Source organism: Streptomyces collinus, assembly GCF_031348265.1.
GTDB lineage: Bacteria > Actinomycetota > Actinomycetes > Streptomycetales > Streptomycetaceae > Streptomyces > Streptomyces collinus.
Map to the genome: position 1 here is coordinate 6,949,935 of NZ_CP133771.1, position 17,001 is coordinate 6,966,935.

General features: G+C 69.9%; 11 protein-coding genes. 5 read left to right on the top strand and 6 right to left on the bottom strand.

Annotated elements, in window-relative coordinates; genetic code table 11:
* Positions 1-175: 175 nt before the first annotated feature.
* The 6 genes from RFN52_RS31520 to RFN52_RS31545 all read right to left on the bottom strand — a co-directional run bounded on the left by RFN52_RS31520 (position 176) and on the right by RFN52_RS31545 (position 8,399).
* Positions 176-1,975 (bottom strand): glycoside hydrolase family 43 protein, encoded by a 1,800-nt coding sequence (locus RFN52_RS31520; protein ID WP_311241091.1) that lies wholly within the window; start codon positions 1,973-1,975, stop codon positions 176-178.
* A gap of 132 nt (positions 1,976-2,107) precedes the next feature.
* Positions 2,108-3,022, bottom strand: coding sequence for a carbohydrate ABC transporter permease (locus RFN52_RS31525; protein ID WP_184851275.1), 915 nt, complete (start codon positions 3,020-3,022; stop codon positions 2,108-2,110).
* Positions 3,022-3,906 carry a carbohydrate ABC transporter permease gene (locus tag RFN52_RS31530; protein ID WP_184851277.1) on the bottom strand — a complete coding sequence of 295 codons (885 nt, stop codon included), beginning with the start codon at positions 3,904-3,906 and terminating at the stop codon, positions 3,022-3,024. The genes RFN52_RS31525 and RFN52_RS31530 overlap by 1 nt, the downstream gene beginning before the upstream one ends.
* A gap of 8 nt (positions 3,907-3,914) precedes the next feature.
* Positions 3,915-5,252 (bottom strand): ABC transporter substrate-binding protein, encoded by a 1,338-nt coding sequence (locus RFN52_RS31535; RefSeq protein ID WP_184851279.1) that lies wholly within the window; start codon positions 5,250-5,252, stop codon positions 3,915-3,917.
* 401 nt (positions 5,253-5,653) lie between these two features.
* Complete coding sequence (locus RFN52_RS31540; protein WP_184851281.1) at positions 5,654-6,745, bottom strand: LacI family DNA-binding transcriptional regulator; 1,092 nt, start codon at positions 6,743-6,745, stop codon at positions 5,654-5,656.
* Between the two features lie 640 nt (positions 6,746-7,385).
* The gene (locus RFN52_RS31545; protein ID WP_184851283.1) at positions 7,386-8,399 is read right to left on the bottom strand and encodes a hydroxyacid dehydrogenase; all 1,014 of its coding nucleotides are present in this window, start codon (positions 8,397-8,399) and stop codon (positions 7,386-7,388) included.
* A 452-nt stretch (positions 8,400-8,851) separates the two neighbouring features.
* On the opposite strand from RFN52_RS31545, the gene RFN52_RS31550 reads away from it, so the two are divergent.
* Genes RFN52_RS31550 through RFN52_RS31570 form a run of 5 tightly spaced genes read left to right on the top strand, consistent with a single transcriptional unit; the run spans position 8,852 to position 16,985 of the window.
* On the top strand, positions 8,852-10,201 hold the full coding sequence (locus RFN52_RS31550; RefSeq protein WP_184851285.1) for an extracellular solute-binding protein: 1,350 nt from the start codon (positions 8,852-8,854) through the stop codon (positions 10,199-10,201).
* Positions 10,198-11,199, top strand: coding sequence for a carbohydrate ABC transporter permease (locus tag RFN52_RS31555; RefSeq protein WP_184851287.1), 1,002 nt, complete (start codon positions 10,198-10,200; stop codon positions 11,197-11,199). Before RFN52_RS31550 ends, RFN52_RS31555 begins: the two co-directional genes overlap by 4 nt.
* Positions 11,196-12,059 (top strand): carbohydrate ABC transporter permease, encoded by an 864-nt coding sequence (locus RFN52_RS31560; protein WP_184851289.1) that lies wholly within the window; start codon positions 11,196-11,198, stop codon positions 12,057-12,059. The genes RFN52_RS31555 and RFN52_RS31560 overlap by 4 nt, the downstream gene beginning before the upstream one ends.
* Positions 12,060-12,093: 34 nt before the next feature.
* Positions 12,094-13,623, top strand: a complete 1,530-nt coding sequence (locus tag RFN52_RS31565) for a glycosyl hydrolase family 28 protein (protein ID WP_184851291.1) — start codon at positions 12,094-12,096, stop codon at positions 13,621-13,623.
* 26 nt (positions 13,624-13,649) lie between these two features.
* Complete coding sequence (locus RFN52_RS31570) at positions 13,650-16,985, top strand: alginate lyase family protein (RefSeq protein WP_184851293.1); 3,336 nt, start codon at positions 13,650-13,652, stop codon at positions 16,983-16,985.
* The last annotated feature ends 16 nt before the right edge of the window (positions 16,986-17,001 follow it).

The window sequence follows — 17,001 nt, forward strand, 5'->3', positions numbered from 1 at the left end:
CCTCTCCGGCCCGCCCGAGGGCCGTGGAAAGTTTCGACCAGCTCTGCGCACGGCGGACTCGGTGGACCGCCGGGCAGAAAGCGCTTCCTACTGTAGGTGCGGCGCAGGACGGGTGGAAGAGAAGTGAATTCACCGCTTCACGCCGGTCAAAACTTTCGAAACCCCGTCACCTCGCTCAGCGGGGGGTGCAGGTCAGCCGAAACCCGGTGAAGTCCGCCGTGAACGCGGCGTCGACGAGGTCCCGTGCGTGGATCCCCGCCATCGCCCCCGTGAACCGCAGCCGGGAGCCGTGGTCGTCGGACAGCCGGCCGAAATCCAGCGCCGGCCCGACCGCCGTGCGCACCCCGTCGCGTAGGTACCAGAATCGCGCGTCGGCCCCCTCCACCGTCGCCCCCAGCGTCACCGGCCCGTCCACGGACACGTCGACGACAGCGGCCTGCCGCAGGCCGTCCTCGTCGCGCTCGACGAGGCTGAGCACCGTACGGCCGGGGGACCCGTCCCACTGCTGGCCGCGCTGGGGCTCGCCCGCCGGCTCCGCCCACGTCAGGTCCAGGGCGAGATACGCCTCGGGGTTGTACCAGAGCACCAGCCCGGCCGCCTGAGTGAAGGTGACCGGCCGTGCCTCCACGGTCACTTCGGCCTCCGCACGGTGTTCGGTGACGCGCTGGGCCAGCAGGCCGGCCGCCCACCGGGACTCCGGCCCGTGCCGGCCGCGCAGCCGGATCCAGCCCGGCCGGGTCGTGGTGTCGGCCCAGGACGGGTCCGGCGGTTCGCGCAGGGTGCTCCACGGCCAGGACAGATCCTCCGGCGGTGGGGCTGGTGTGGTGTGTGTGGCGGGGGCGGCAGGTGTGACAGGTACGACGGCTGCGGTAGGCGCGGCGGGTGCGGGCGGTGCGGGCGGTGCGGGCGGTGCGGGCGGTGCGGGCGGTGCGGGCGGTGCGGGCGGTGCGGGCGGTGCGGGCGGTGCGGGCGGTGCGGGCGGTGCGGGCGGTGCGGGCGGTGTGCGGGGTGTGGCCGGTGTGACCGTCGGCAGCGGGTGCGGCCGCGTTGGTACGTCGACCTCGACCGCGGGGTGCCAACCCCCCTGCGCCAGCCGGGGCCAGCCCTCCGCGTCCCAGGTGACCGCCTGGATCGCGGTCTCCCGGCCGAGCGTGCAGCGGCGGCCCTGCGCGGTGTGCAGCGGACGGGCCGTCAGATGGCTGAGCAGCCACTGCCCGTCCGGCGTCTCCACCAGCTCGCCGTGCCCCGCCTTCTGCAAGGGCACCTCCGGGGCGTCCCGGGTCGTCAGCAGCGGCCGTGCGTCGAGTTCGTACGGCCCCGTCAGCTCCTTGCCGCGGGCCACCCGCACCCCGTGCTCCCAGCCGGTGCCGCCCTCCGCCAGCACCAGGTAGTACCAGCCGTCGCGCCGCAACAGTTTCGGCCCCTCGACCAACCGGTCGTGCCGGAGCAGCAGACGCGTCTCGCCGACGGGCTCCAGCGCGTCCCGGTCCAGCTCCGTCACGACGATCCCCGCGAACCGCTCACCCCCCGGCCGGTGGTCGTTCTGCAGGTTCAGCAGCCACAGCCGGCCGTCCTCGTGGAACAGGGCCGGATCGAAACCGTGGCTCGCGACCCGCCGCGGAGCACTCCACCCGCCGTCGACACGGGCGGCCGTCGAGACGTACGTGTCGAGGTCGAAGTAGGGCGTGCCGACCGAGCGCACGACGGTGTACGTCACCCAGAACCGTTCCCCGTCCCAGCTCAGCGACGGGGCCCAGACGCCGCCCGAGTCGGGCACACCGGCCAGCGAGTTCCCGGGAACCGCTCCCCGGACGTGACCGGCGTACTCCCAGTGGGCCAGGTCCCGGGAGCGGTGGATGGGAATGGTCGGAAACCACTCGAAGGAACTGGTCGCCACGTAGTACCAGTCGCCCACCCGCACCAGCGACGGGTCGGGCGCGAAGCCGCGGAGGACGGGGTTGCGCAGGACGGTCACGCGAGGGCTCCCGGAACGTCGGTCGCCCTGGGGGCCGCAGGGAGTCAGGGTCACCTGCGGCCCCCAGGAGTCAGGGGGTACGGCGGAGGAGGGGCACGAGGGCGCCGAGCGCTGGATGAGAGGCGCCGAGCGTCACTTGAGGGCGCCGAGCGTCACGCCGGTGCGCCAGTAGCGGCGCATCGCGACCATCATGATCGCCATCGGGACGATGGACAGCAGCGCGCCGGTCAGCACCAGCCCGGTCAGGTCGATGCCGGACTCCAGCCGGGTGCCGGTCCAGTTGTAGAGTCCGAGGTTGAGCGTCCAGTTCTCCTTGCCGCGCAGCACGGTCAGCGGCAGGAAGAAGGCGTTCCAGGTGTTCACGAAGGCCAGCAGGAACACCGTCGCACCGCCCGTCGTCATCATCCGCAGCACGATGCTGAAGAAGATCCGCAGCTCCCCGGCGCCGTCGATCCGGGCGGCCTCCAGCAGCTCGTAGGGGATCGTCGCCTCGGTGTACACCTTGGCCAGGTACACGCTGAACGGGTTGATCAGACAGGGGATCAGCATCGCCCAGGGCGTGTCCACCATGCCGATCGCGGAGAACAGCAGATACAGCGGCAGCGTCAGCAGCGCGATCGGGATCAGGAACGAGCCCACGACACACGCGAAGATCGCGTTACGTCCGGGGAAGTCGAAGCGGGCCAGTCCGTAACCGGTTGCGAGCGCGATCAGCGTGCCGCCGAGGGATCCGACGCCCGCGTACAGGAACGAGTTGGCCGTCCACCGCAGGAAAATGCCGTCCTGGTACGTGAACACCTGATGCAGGTTGTCCCAGAGGTGCCAGCCCGAGAACCACAGGCCGTTGCTCTGGTACAGCGCCGTACGGTCTTTGGTCGCGGCCACGATCAGCCACCACACCGGGAACAGGCTGTAGGCACTGGCCAGCACCAGCCCGACGAGCAGGAAGCGCTGACCGCCCCGCCCGCGGGAGGCGGGGTCCGGCCGGGTCAGCCTGCGGACACTGCGGACTTCGGGCCGCTCGGTGGTCTGCTCGGTCAGCGTCATCAGTCGGCCTCCTTCGAGGTGAGCCGGTAGAAGAGGAAGGAGGCGACGCCCAAAATCAGGGCGAGCAGCACCGACAGGGCGGCCGCGTAGTTGTAGTTGCCCGCGTTGAACGCCTGGTTGTAGATGATCATGATCGGGGTGAAACTGTCGCTGACCGTCTGCGGCGTGATGTTCCGGAACAGGGCCGGCTCGTTGAAGATCTGCAGCATCTGGATGATCGACAGCAGACCCGTCAGGACCAGCGCCCCGCGCACGAACGGGATCTTGATGCTCCGCGCGATCCGCAGCTCAGAGGCGCCGTCCAGCCGGGCCGCCTCGAACAGCTCCCGCGGCACGCCCTGGAGCGCCGAGTAGATGATCACCATGTTGTAGCCGATGCCGTGCCAGGTCAGCAGGTTGCCGATGGCCGGCCACACCATCGACGGCGCGAAGAAGTTCCAGTCGAGACCGAGGGACGTGCCGATCGCGGTGAGCGGGCCGACGTCCGGGCTGTAGAGGTTGACCCACACGATCGCCGCGACCACGCCGGGGATCATGTACGGCACCAGCAGCACGATCCGGAACCTGCTCGCCACCCTGGACGTGAGCGCGTCCAGGAACAGCGCGAGCAGCAGGCTGATCAGCAGCATCATCGGGATCTGGACACAGGCGAAGAGCACCACCCGCAGGATGGAGTTCATGAACGCCGAGTCCGTCAGCCCCTGGGTGTAGTTGTCGAGCCCGACGAACTCCGTCGTCGCACCACCGAGACCGAGCCCGGACTGCTTCTCCGTGAACAGCGACTCATAGACGGCATAGCCGATCGGGAGCAGATACAGAAAGACGAAGCCGAGCTGGAAGGGCACCGTGAACGCGGCACCCTTCCAGCGCATGGAGCGAATCATCGAATGCCTCAGCCCTTGACGCTGATACCGCGGGACTTCAGGTCCTTGACCGTCCACTCCTGCATGTGCGCGAGCAGGTCGGTGACCTTCTGCTCCTTGTTGACGACCTTGGCCCAGCCCGCCTGGAGTTCGGTGAACATCGCCGTCCAGTTGGGTCCGAAGGTCCAGTCGGTCGTCACCGTTCCCAGGCTGTCCGTCACGACCTTCTGCGCCGGCTCGTAGTTCTTGCCGAGCAGCTTCTGCGAGATCGACTCACCGACGTAGGAGCCGCTGTCCTTCAGCGCCGGCATCACGCCGTTGCCGGTCTCCGGGCTCGCCATCGTCTTGACCGCGTCCTGGTTCGTCGACATCCACAGGGCCGCCTGAGCCGCCTGCTTCTGGTCCGTGCACTGCTTCGTCACCAGCGTCACGCCGCCGGTCAGGTTCGTGCCGGCCGGCGTCTTCGCCGCCTCGCCCCGGTACGCCGGCCAGGGCGCCAGCGCCCAGTCCCCGAAGGACTTGGTGAAGTTCTGCACCATGCCGGCCATCTGCCAGGTGGAGATCTGCCGGGTCGCGGTGGCGCCGCTGTCGTAACTGCGCTGCACGGCCGCGTAGTCGGCGAACGACAGCTTGGCGTTCAGGTCGTTGTCGATGATCTCCTGGATCACCTTCGCGGCCTTCAGGGTGCCCTCGTCCTGGAAGTTCACCTTCCAGGCGTTGCCGTCGATCGCGTACCAGTGCGCCCCGGCCTGCATCGCGAGCACCTCCAGGGTGCTCGGGTCCTCACCGGCGTAGTTGGTGATCTTGATGTTGTGCTTCTTCAGGACCTTGCCCGCGGCGATGAAGTCGTCCCAGGTCGCCGGGGGCTTGAGGCCGTACTTCTCGAAGATGTCCGTGCGGTAGATCGTGAACTGGGGCGCCGAGCCGGTGGGCACGCCGTACAGCTTGCCCTGCACCTGCGCGCTCGCCCACGCGCCGGTGTTGAACTCGCCCTTCTCGCCCTCGACGTAACCGGTGATGTCGGCGAGCGCTCCCTGCGACACCCAGCTCGTCACGTACTCGGCGGTGTTCTGCACCAGACAGGGGGCGTTCCCGGCCTTGACCGCGTTGGTCAGCTGCTTCTGCATGGTCAGCTGGTCGGTGACCTTCGTGTACTTCAGCTGGATGTCCTTGTGCGAGGCGTTGAACGCCTTGACGACCGCCTCCTGGCCGTTGGCCCAGCCCCAGAAGGGGAGCGTGACCGGGCCGGACTTCGACGCGGCGTCGTCGCCCGAGCCGGATCCGCCGCAGGCGGAGAGCAGACCTGTCAGCGCGATACCCGCGACAGCGGCGGAGGCGAACCTTCTCCGGGGGCTCGTGAAGTTCATCTGACCGTGATCCTTCGGAATAGGGCGTTCTCAGAACGAGAGGACGGCGGCGGCTCGTGGTGCCGGCCAGGAAACGGCGGCCGGAAATACATCGGCGCGCGGTTGCGGGGGGTTCGGCCAAGCGGAAGCTGTAGTAAGCGGTTGCTGGGACGGTAGGCGGATGTGTCCGTCCATAGCAAGAGGTGCGCGGGAATTTGTTGCGGCGGATGGTCTGGCGCGTTGAGACCGTGCGCGCTGGACGCGCTCTCGTCCTTTGGTGCATAAGCGCAGCTCAGAGGGATCCCGGATGCGCCGCGCCGAGATTCGGAGGGTGCCGCGACGGGGCGCGGCGTGGGCCGCAACGGATGGGGAAACCGGTTACGTAACGCTCTCAGTGGCGACGGGTCGCCTCCGGGCGATGGCTAGCCACGAGGGGCGGGCGGCTGGACCGAGTTGCGGACCACGACATGGGTGCCCAGCACCAGATGGTCGCCGTCAGCGCTCTTGCGGCGGCCCCCGCCGCCCTCGCGCCGGTCGGCCACCGCCCGCAGCGCGACCCGTCCCATCTCCTCGTACGGCACGTGCACGGTGGTGAGTTGGGGCGTGAGCTGCGAGGCCAGCGGGATGTCGTCGTAGCCGACGATCGACACGTCCTCGGGCACCCGCAGGCCCGCCGCGCGCAGCGCCTGCATGGCGCCCGCGGCGACCACGTCCGTCCCGGCCAGCACCGCGGTGAAGTCCGGCGTCTCGTGCAGCGCCGTCTCGACGGCCTCGTACCCGTGGTCGTAGTCGTAGCGGCCGTGCCGTACCAGCCCCGGGTCGAACGGCACCCCGTAGGCCTCGAAGGCCCGCTGGGCGCCCCGCAACCGGCCCTGAGCGGTGGTCAGTTCGGCATGCCCGGGCAGGACCAGGACGCGGCGGTGGCCGGCCGAGAGCAGGTGGCTGGCCATCGCGTAGGCGCCGCCCTCGTTGTCGTAGTCGACGGTCGTCGCCGGGACGTCGCCCTCCAGCGGGGGCCGGCCCACCAGGACCAGATGCGAGCCGGCCGCGTCCAGGGAGCGGGCGAAGCGGGCCATGCGCAGCTGGTACTCGTCATAGTCGTAGGCACCGCCGAGCAGGATCACGGCGGCGACGCCCTGCTGGCGCATGAGGTTCACCAGCGCGAGCTCGCGTTCGGGATCGTCGCCGGTCGTGCCGACCAGGGAGAGCCAGCCGCGCAGGGTGGCGGCGCCCTCGACGCCCTTCGCCACGTGGGCGAAGGCGGCACCGGTGATGTTGTTGATGAGGATCGCCACCGTCGGCGTGCCGCCGCCGGCCAGCGAACGGGCGTGGGCGTTGGTGACGTAGTCCAGGTCCCGGACCACCTTCATCACCCGGCGGCGCAGTTCCTCCGACACCGGGTAGTTGCCGGACAGCACCCGGGAGACGCTGGCCACGGAGACGCCCGCGCGCTCCGCGACATCACGGATGGTCGCCCGGCCGGCGTCACTCGTCGTCGCCTTGCGCTGACTCACCCTTGCGGCTCCTTCACGGTAGTGACCCGGTCCGTTGGGTCCGGGTGGTGTGCCCCGGTCCTTTGCGGTCCGGGTGGTGCGACCCGGGCCCCCGCGGTCCGGGTGGTGCGACCTGGTCCCTTGCGGTCCGGGTGGTGCGGGCCGGCCGGTGGTGGGCCGGGTGGTGCGGTCCGGCCGAGGAGCGGCCGGGTGGTGCGGTGTCCGGCCGTCGTGCCGCCGGGGTGGTGCGGTGTCCGGCCGGTGGTCGGCCGGGGTGGTGCGGTGTCCGGTTGTGGTGGGCCGGGTTCTTGCGGCCGGTGGCCGGCGCAGTCGCCCCGCCTCGGTGCGCCCGGCCGTGGTACCTCGGGCCGACCGGGAGTGCCGGAACACCGGGCCGTGACGCGCTGACGCTCCGGTGCGCGACCGGGCCACGCCCTCGCCCCATCGCCTTCCGAGGCGTCGCCCCTCGCCTCACTGAGCCATCGCCTCACGGAGCCTTCGCCCCACTGAGTCATCGCCCACTGAGCCGATCGAACAGATCAAGCCGAACAAGCCGATCACCCCCCGGCCGCCGAAGCCACCGGTGCGGAAACCGTATCCCATCGTTACCCCAGGCCGGCGGGCCTGTGGACAACCGGCGTCACGGTCCGCCGTGGCGATGTCACGCCACCCGCGCCAGATCCGCGTGCCGCACCTCGTGGAGCGGGGGTGCGCCGGCCGCCAGGCGCTCCAGTTCCTCGACGACGATGCGGCCGAGCCGCTCCAGTTCGTTGCCGAGGGAGCCCGCGATGTGCGGGGTGAGGAACACGTTGGGCAGGTGGTACAGCGGCGATCCCGCGGGCAGCGGCTCGGGGTCGGTGACGTCCAGCACCGCGTTCAGCCGGCCGGAGACCAGCTCGTCGGTGAGCGCCTCGTGGTCGACCAGCGCTCCGCGGGCCGTGTTGACGAGCACGCCGCCGTCCCGCACCAGGGCGAGCCGGTCGCGGTCGAGCATGTGATGGGTCGCGGGGATGTCCGGGGCGTGCAGGCTCACGATGTCGCTGTGTCTGAGCAGGTCCTCCAGCGACAGCGACTCGGCACCGAGAGCGGCGGCCTCGGCGGGGCTCACGAACGGGTCGTGCAGCAGAACGGTGAGGTCGAAGGGCCGCAGCAGTTCCAGCAGGCGGCGTCCCACGCGCGAGGCGCCGATGACGCCGACGCGACGGCCGAGATTGCCGGTCGCCGCGGTATCGGCGGGGCCCGGGTAGGCATGGGTCCGGCGGAAGCGCTCGCGGTGGTCGAAGGCGTCCTTGCCCAGCAGCAGGATCATCGCGAGCGTGTACTCCGCGACCGGCAGGGCGTTGCCCGTCACCGCGCTGGACACCTTGACCCCGCGCTCCCACAGGGCTTGGCCGACGAGGGAGCGGACGGAGCCCGCCGCGTGCAGCACGGCGCCGAGCTCCGGGGCCGCGGTGAGGACCCCGGCGTCCAGGTGCGGGCAGCCCCAGCCGGTGATCAGCACCTCGGCGGACGCCAGGGCGGCGGCACCGGCCGGATCGGCGAAGTCGCGCACCACCAGCCCGGGATCGATGTCGGCCGTGCGCCGCAGCCGCTCCATCAGCGGCGGTGGGAAGAGCAGCGGGAGGTGCACCGGGTCCATCGCGAACACGGCCCGCGGCAGCTGAGGGCTGGGCATGACTCTCCTGGAGCAGGGGGGATAGAAACAGTTTCAGAAAGCGCCTTCTACCGTAGATCTGTCGGGAAGCGGTGGTCAATCGCCCGGCCGGGGCTACCTTTGCAGGCGTCGATGCGGGGCCGCGCTCGTGGCACAACCGCGTGCCGTTGCTGTTTCCGGAAATCGATTACTGCGGTTTCGGTGGCGAGGAGTCAGCCCCGGGTGGCCCGCCATCGGTGCGATGGCGTGCTGACGAGCCATGTGGCAACCGGTTCCCCTCCGCTCCCGGTCAAAAGTCTTTTCGAAAATCGGCTCAGGCTCTTGACGGGTCATCCAGGCCGGAAGAAGCTCTGCCCCACGCACAACAACCGGTTGCCACACAGATGTCACACGGTTGTCATGCGACCTTCTCCGGTCGGTGCTCCGTCATTCGGCCGGTATCTCGAACAGCAAGAGCAGGAGGTGGTGCGTTCATGCACCCACGTGCTGGTGCTTCCCTGAGCCGCCGCCGATTCCTCGCCCTCTCGGCCGCCGGCGCCGCGACCGGCGCGGCGTCGCTGAACGGCTGTGCGATGCAGGTCTCCAGCGGTGTCGGTGGCGGCGGCGAGAGCGTCACGGTGATGGCCAAGCCCGACGACATCTCCCCGGAACTGATCCGGCAGGCCCAGAAGGACATCGGCGTCAAGATCGTCACGGTGCGCTACGACATCACCAAGCTCATCGGCATGATGACCAACGGCGCGCCGCCCGACCTGGTGCGCGGCGTAGGCGCCACGGACGCCCCCTACTTCGCGGCACGCGATGTGATGGAGGACCTGGACCCCTACTTCGCCCGGAGCCGCGTCCTCAAGGCCGGTGACCTCGACCCGGTCAACGACCTGTGGCGCTACGACGGCCGCACCCAGGGCAAGGGCCCCCGCTACGGCATGGCGAAGGACTTCTCCCAGGACTCCATGTACTGGTACAACACCGCCCTCTTCGACAAGGCGGGCGTCGACCACCCGCCGGAGACCGAGCCGGTCACCTACGAGGAGTGGCTGGAGAACGCGGAGCGGCTCACCCGGCGCAAGAACGGCCAGACGGTCGTCTTCGGCGGCAGTTACCAGGGCGTGCTCACCCCCAACCTGCTGGCGAGTCTGACGGCGTCCGCAGGAGGCAGCCTCTTCAGCGACGACTTCTCCCGCATCGACTTCACGACCCCCGAGGCCCGCAAGGCGCTGAACTGGTACGTCGAGTACGGCCGGAGCAGGGTCGGGCCGAGCATCGTCCAGCCCGACCCCAACGCCTGGGACGGCCCGACCTACCAGGCGGGCCGGATGGCCATGTCCAACTCCGGCTACTGGCTCGGCGGTCTGATCAACACGGACAAGAAGCTGGCGCCGCTCTCGCGCCTCGCCCCGGCCCCGCTCTTCGCGGGCGGCCGGCGGGTCAGCCCCTGCCAGGCCGGCACCGGATTCTGGATGCCGAAGCAGGCGAGGAACAAGGACGCGGCCTGGCGGGTCTTCGAGTGGTTCTTCGGCGAGGGACCGGCCCGGGCCCGCGCCTCCGGCGGCTGGGGCATCCCCACCCTGAAGTCCCTGCGCCCGCTGATGCCCGCCCAGGAGGACTACCAGAAGCGGGTGCTGAAGGTGCAGAACGCCGAGCTGAAGCACTTCTCGGTGATCGCCTTCACGCCGTACGCCTCGGCGGACTCGCTCTACGCCCTCTTCAACCAGGAGGCGCCGGCCGCGATGAACGGTCACATGTCCGTCGACGCCCTGGCGGGCCGCCTGAACTCCGTCATGAACGAGCAGCTGAAGCGCGGTAAGGAGCAAGTGGGATGACGGTCGAGCAGATACCCGTCACCGGGAGGCCGGGCCGCCGCCCCGCCGCGCGTCCCGCCCGCACGGCACCGGCCGAGCGGCGCCGGATCTCCATGACGGGCCGCAGGCATCGCGCTTTCTACCTGTTCACCGCGCCCTGGACCATCGGTTTCCTGCTGCTGACCGTCGTGCCGATGGCGTACGCGCTGTGGCTGAGCTTCACCACGTACGACGGCATCTCGCCGAACTGGCGCTACGTCGGCCTCGGCAACTACGGCGAACTGTTCTCCGATCCGCAGACCTGGAAGTCCCTCGGCCGTACCGGTCTGTTCGCGATCACGTCGGTGCCGCTGTCGATCATCGCGGGGCTGGGGCTGGCCGTCCTGGTCAACCGGCCGATCAAGGCACGCGGGCTGTTCCGCACGCTGCTGTACCTGCCGGCCGTGGTGCCGCCGGTCGGGGCCGGCCTCACCTTCAAGGCGCTCTTCGACCAGAACTCCGGTGCCGCGAACGGCGTCCTCACCCTCTTCGGCTTCGACGCGCTCGGCTGGCTCGCCGACCCCTACGCCCGCTACGTGCTGCTGATGAGTGTGCTGTGGGCCGCCGGAAACGTCATGATCATCTCCCTGGCGGGGCTCCAGGACGTGCCCCGCGAACTGCACGAGGCGGCCCGGATCGACGGGGCGAGCGCCTGGCGTACCTTCCGCAGCATCACCGTGCCCCTGCTGTCGCCGGTGCTGCTGTTCCAGACCGTCACCGGTGTGATCGCGTCCGTGCAGACCATCATGCCGCTGCTGCTGACCCCGGACGGCACGACCGCGGGCGTCACCGCGCTGCCGCAGTCCAACTACCTCTACATGATGCACGTGTTCTCGCAGTACTTCGCGCTCGGCCGCTACGGCTACGCCTCCGCGCTGCTGTGGGTGCTCTTCGTCCTGATCCTCATCGCCACCGGGCTCATCTTCAGGTTCACGTCCGGCGTGGTGTTCTACAACGTCGACCCGGAGGCGAAGAAGTGACCGCCACCAGTCTGCCCCCCGACTCCGCGCCCCGGGTGCGGATACGCGTCCACCGCCTGGTCCTCTACACGGTCCTCGTCGCCGTCACCGGCCTGTTCGTCGGCCCCTTCGGCTGGCTGGTCCTCAGCGGCCTGAAGACCCCCGCGGAACTGGCAGCGTCCCCCGTGCACTGGCTCCCCAGCCATGTCCAGTGGCACAACTTCGCCGACGCCTTCCACCTGATCGACTTCCTCGGCTACGCCCGCAACTCCCTGATCATCGCGCTGATCTACGCCACCCTCGTCACCCTCAGCTCCGCCTGGGTCGGCTTCGGCTTCGCCCGTCTGGACGCCCCCGGCAAGAAGACGCTGTTCGGCATCCTCATCGGCTCGATGATGCTGCCCCAGATGATCACGCTGCTGCCGACCTATCTGATCTTCGCGAAGCTCGGCATGGTCGACACGTACTGGCCGTGGGTGTTCTGGGGACTGGCCGCGGCCCCCTATCTGGTCTTCCTCTTCCGCCAGTTCTTCGCCGGCCTGCCCCGCGAACTGGAGGAGGCCGCGATCGTCGACGGATGCGGCTACGGCACGATCTTCTGGCGGATCTTCCTGCCGCAGTCCTGGCCGGTGCTGTCCGCGAGCTTCGTGATCGCCTTCACCTGGTCCTGGGGCGACTACATCGCCCCGCAGCTGCTGCTCTCCACCGACAGGTCCACCCTGGCGGTGGCGGTCATGTCCACCTACGTCACCTCGGCCGGCACCCCCGTGGCCAACCTCCAGGCCGCGGCCTCCGTGATGTACGTCGTGCCGATCTTGCTGATCTTCCTGGTGGCCCAGCGCGGGTTCGTCGCCGGGATGTCCACGACCGGACTGAAGTAGCCCCTCTTACCGAACCTTTTGCAAGGAGTTGCGCATGAACACGCCCCTGTCACGCCGGACCACCCTCCAGGCCGCCGGTGTCATCGCTGCCGCCGGCCTGGCCGGCAGCATCGCCGGCACCGCACAGGCCGCCACGGCGGAGAACGGCACCACCGGCGACAGCGTGGTCATCCACCCCACGCTTCCGAAGGTGCCTGTCAACAACTCCTTCACCGTCAAGGTCCGGCCGCTCGGCGGCACCTGGCAGAAGCTCGGCGTCTACCTTGCCAAGCTCGCACTGATCGACGCGAACACCGGCAGCAACAGAGCCCAGAGCTCCTCCTGGGCCGCCTTCGACTTCTCCGGCACGGTCGAGGTCGAGGTCACGTACAACCCGGGCGGCGGCGAGAAGGTCCGCGTCCGCCCGGACTCGTACGGCATCAAGCCCGAGGTGCTCGGCAGTACCGCGCGCTTCACCCTGGACCGGCCCCGCAACCTCGTCGTCCAGATGGACGACAAGATCTTCGACTGCCTGCACCTGTTCGCGAACCCGATCGAACAGGACGTGCCCACCGAGGGCGACAAGAAGGTCATGTACTTCGGGCCGGGTCTGCACACCCACCCCGACCGAACCCTGAAGGTGCCCACCGGCACCACCGTCTACCTGGCCCCGGGCGCCGTCCTCACCTCCAGCGTGATCTTCGAGGGGGTGGAGAACTGCCGGCTGATCGGCCGCGGCGTGGTCTACGACACGACCGGCGGCGCGGTCTTCGTCCGCAAGTGCGAGAACGTGACGATCGACGGCATCACGATCCTCAACCCCCGGTACGAGAACATCAGGGTCGCCGAGTCCGAGAACCTCACCATCAAGAATCTGCGTGCCTTCAGTCACCAGGGATGGGGTGACGGCATCCAGCTCTACTGCTCCGAGAACGTCACGATCGACGGCTGCTTCCTGCGCACTTCCGACGACTGCGTCGCTCTCTACACCCACCGCTGGGACTTCTACGGCGACACCCGCAACATTACCGTCAAGAACTGCTCCCTCTGGGCCGACGTCGCCCACCCCATCAACATCGGCGTGCACGGCAATTCCGACACCCCAGAAGTGCTGGAGAACCTGCGCTACGAGAACATCGACATCCTCGACCACCGCGAGCCGCAGGTGACCTACCAGGGCGCCATCGCCTTCATGGTCGGCGACAGCAACATCGTCCGGGACGTCAGGTTCGACGACATCCGCGTGGAGGACTTCCGCTGGGGCCAGCTCCTCCACATGCGGGTCGAGTTCAACCCGAAGTACAACACGTCGGCAGGCCGCGGCATCGAGTCCGTCTACATCAAGGACCTCAGCTACAACGGCAAGAACGCCGACCTCTCGATCATCGCCGGCCTCGACGCGGAGCACGCGATCAAGGACGTCACCTTCGAGAACCTCCGCGTCAACGGCAAGGTGATCGCCGACAGCACGGGCAAGCCGAAGTGGTATCTGGCCTCGGACGGCGTGCCCATGTTCGTCAACGAGCACGTGACGAACCTCAAGTTCCTCACCACCGCCGAGGCCGAGGCGGCAGCCGCGTCATGAGCACCGACCCCGTGAGAAACAGCGCCATGAGCATCCCCGCACCGAGCCGCCGGGGCTTCCTCGGCGGTGCGGCCGCCCTGCTGCTTGCGTCGGGCGCGAGCGGACTGCTCCTCCCCTCAGCGGCCCGGGCCGCCGGCGCGGACGGCATCACGACGCGTTCCTTCACCCACCCCGGGCTGCTGCACAGCGCCGACGACCTGGCCCGGATGAAGGCCGCGGTCGCCGCCAGGGAAACCCCCGTCTACGACGGTTACCTCGCCCTCGCCGCCCACGCGCGCTCCAAGGCGACGTACGCCGTCCAGAACACGGGCCAGATCACCACCTGGGGGCGCGGGCCCACCAACTTCCAGAACCAGGCCGTCGCCGACTCGGCCGCCGCCTACCAGACCGCGCTGATGTGGTGCATCACCGGAGAGCGCGCCTACGCCGACAAGTCCCGCGACATCCTCAACGCCTGGTCGGCGTCCCTCACCGCCGTCACCGGAGCGGACGGGCCGCTCGGCGCAGGGCTCCAGGTCTTCACGCTCGTCAACGCGGCCGAGTTGCTCCAGTACACCGGTTACGACGGCTGGACGCAGGAGGACATCGCCCGCTGCAAGGAGTCCTTCCTGCGCGTCTGGTATCCCGCGATCTCCGGCTACATGCTCTACGCCAACGGCAACTGGGACCTGACGTCCGTCCAGTCGATCCTGGCCATCGGCGTGTTCTGCGAGGAGCCCACCCTCTTCGAGGACGCCCTGCGCTTCGCCGCCGCCGGAGCCGGCAACGGCGGTGTCCGGCACCGCATCGTCACCGACGCCGGCCAGGGCCAGGAGTCCGGGCGCGACCAGGGCCACGAGCAGCTCGCCGTGGGTCTGCTCGCGGACGCGGCACAGGTCGCCTGGAACCAGGGCGTCGACCTGTGCGCCTTCGACGACAACCGGCTGCTGAAGAACGTCGAGTACGCCGCCCGCTACAACCTCGGCGGCGACGTGCCCTTCGTCCCCGACCTGGACCGCACCGGCAAGTACGTCAAGAAGTCGGTCTCCGCCGTCGGACGCGGAAACCTGCCGCCGATCTACGAGATGGCCTACGCGCACTACGCGGGCGTCCGTGGCCTCGACGCCCCCTACACCAAGGCGGCCGTCTTCCGCGGCACGGGCGGTGCCCGGGTGGTCGAGGGCAGCAACGACGACCTGCCGAGCTGGGGCACTCTCACCTTCGCGGGGACGACAGCCCCGTCCCCGGACAAGCCCACGGCTCCGGCCGGTGTCACGGCGGTGGGTGGTGACAAGTCCGTCACCGTGACCTGGCTGCCGCCGGCGTGGGCCGAGTCGTACACGGTCCTGCGGGCGACCAGGGCCGACGGACCGTACGAAAAGATCGCGACCGGTCTCGACAAGCCGGCGTACACCGACCCGGACGCCCGGGCGGGCAGGCCCTCCTACTACACGGTGACAGCCGTCAACTCCCAGGGCACCAGCGCCAGGTCCGCCTGGACGGCAGCTGTTCCCGAACTGCCCGATCCCTGGAAGACGCGGGACATCGGGAGCGTCAGGATCCCCGGCTCGGCCCTCTTCGACGGCGAGCGGTTCGTGCTGGCCGCGTCCGGCACCGCCGACACCCACCGCCTGGCGTACCTGCCGCTGCGCGGCGACGGCACGATCACCGCGCGGATCGTGTATCCGCTCAGCTCCCAGTACTCCAAGATCGGTGTCGCCGTACGGGCGGGCCTCGACGCGGACGCCGCCCACGCCGCGATGCTGATCCAGGGCCTGCCCCTGCACACCTGGAGCGGTGTGTGGAGCGTACGGTCGATGGCCGGGGGAGCGGTCAGGGGCACCGGCAGCACACCCGTGCCGCCCTCGCAGCAGCAGACGATCACGACCGCCGCCGCTTTCCCGATCTCCTCCCTCGGCGACCTCCCCGAGTCGGCGACCCCACTCCAGGCCCCGTACGTCGAGGGCGCGGGCGACGGCTACCGGCTGCGGATGCCGTACTGGGTGCGGGTGACCCGCCGGGGCGACCGCTGCACCGGCGCCATCTCACCGGACGGCATCCGCTGGACCGAAGTGGGCACCGCCGACGTGGAGCTGGGAAGCACCGCGTACGTCGGTCTCACCCTCACGTCCTGCCTCGGCGTCGACGAGGAGTACGCCGAGACCGGCTCCGGAGCCTTCGACAACGTCAGCGTCGTCTCCCGGACCGCCGGGGAGGTCTGGTCCGTGCCCCGCCCGGCCACGGCCGCCGGTGACCTGCGGGCCGTCGCGGGGGCCGACGCGGTCGAGCTGGCCTGGACCGATCCGGACCTCTCGGCCCGCTACAAGGTGCTGCGCGCCGCGGCCGACGGCCCCTACGAGACGATCGCCACCGGCATCGGCGCGGTCGGCTTCGGCACCCGCGTCCGGTACGCCGACGCCACCGGCACCCCCGGCACGACGTACCACTACGCCGTCGCCAAGACCAACTGCGCCGGACGCGGCCCCCTGTCGGAGCCCGCCACGTCGACGATGCCGACCCCGGCCAAGCCGCAACTCACTTCCGCCCCCACGGCGTTCGCCAACAAGGGTGAGCCCTTCAAGCACCTCCTGCGCGCCTCGCACGAACCGATCCGGTTCACCGCGGACGGGCTGCCCGACGGCCTGCGCGTCGACCGGCGCACCGGCCTGATCTCCGGAACACCCACGGAAACGGGCGAGTTCAAGGTCACCACCACGGCGGGCAACGCAGCCGGGGACGCCACCGGCACCCTCACCCTCACCGTCGGCACCCCGCCGCCCGCGCCCTGGACCCACGGCGACCTGGGCGACGTCATCCTCGACGACCGCGCCTACGGCACCCTCGGCGTGGTCGCCGTCCAGACCCCCGGCAGCACCGCCCACAAGGACGGGACCTTCGTGGTGCGGGGCGCAGGGACCGACCTGACCGTCAACAACCAGGGCATGACGGGCCACTTCGCACGGCGGCCCGTCAGCGGCGACTGCGAGGTCACCGCCCGCCTGGTCTCCCGCGCCGGAGCCGCCGGCGACCGGGTGGGCCTGCTCATGGCCAAGTCCCTGTCGCCGTTCGACCTGGCGGCCGGGGCGATCGTCACCGGCGGCACGAGCGCCCAGCTGATGCTGCGCCCGACCGTCGCCGGCAAGTCCACGTTCACCGGCAACGCGGCGGTCACCGCTCCCTGCCTGCTGCGGCTGGAGCGCACAGGTACGCACTTCACCGCGGCCGCCTCGACCGACGACGGCGCCACCTGGACCCCCCTCGCCGAGGGAGACCTCCCCGGCTTCGGTGACGCCCCCTACTACGTGGGCCTCGTGGTCTGCTCCCGCGACCCCCTGGCCCGCAGCACCACCGAGTTCGACGAGGTGAGCATCACCCCCATGTAGTACTCCACAGATCGGA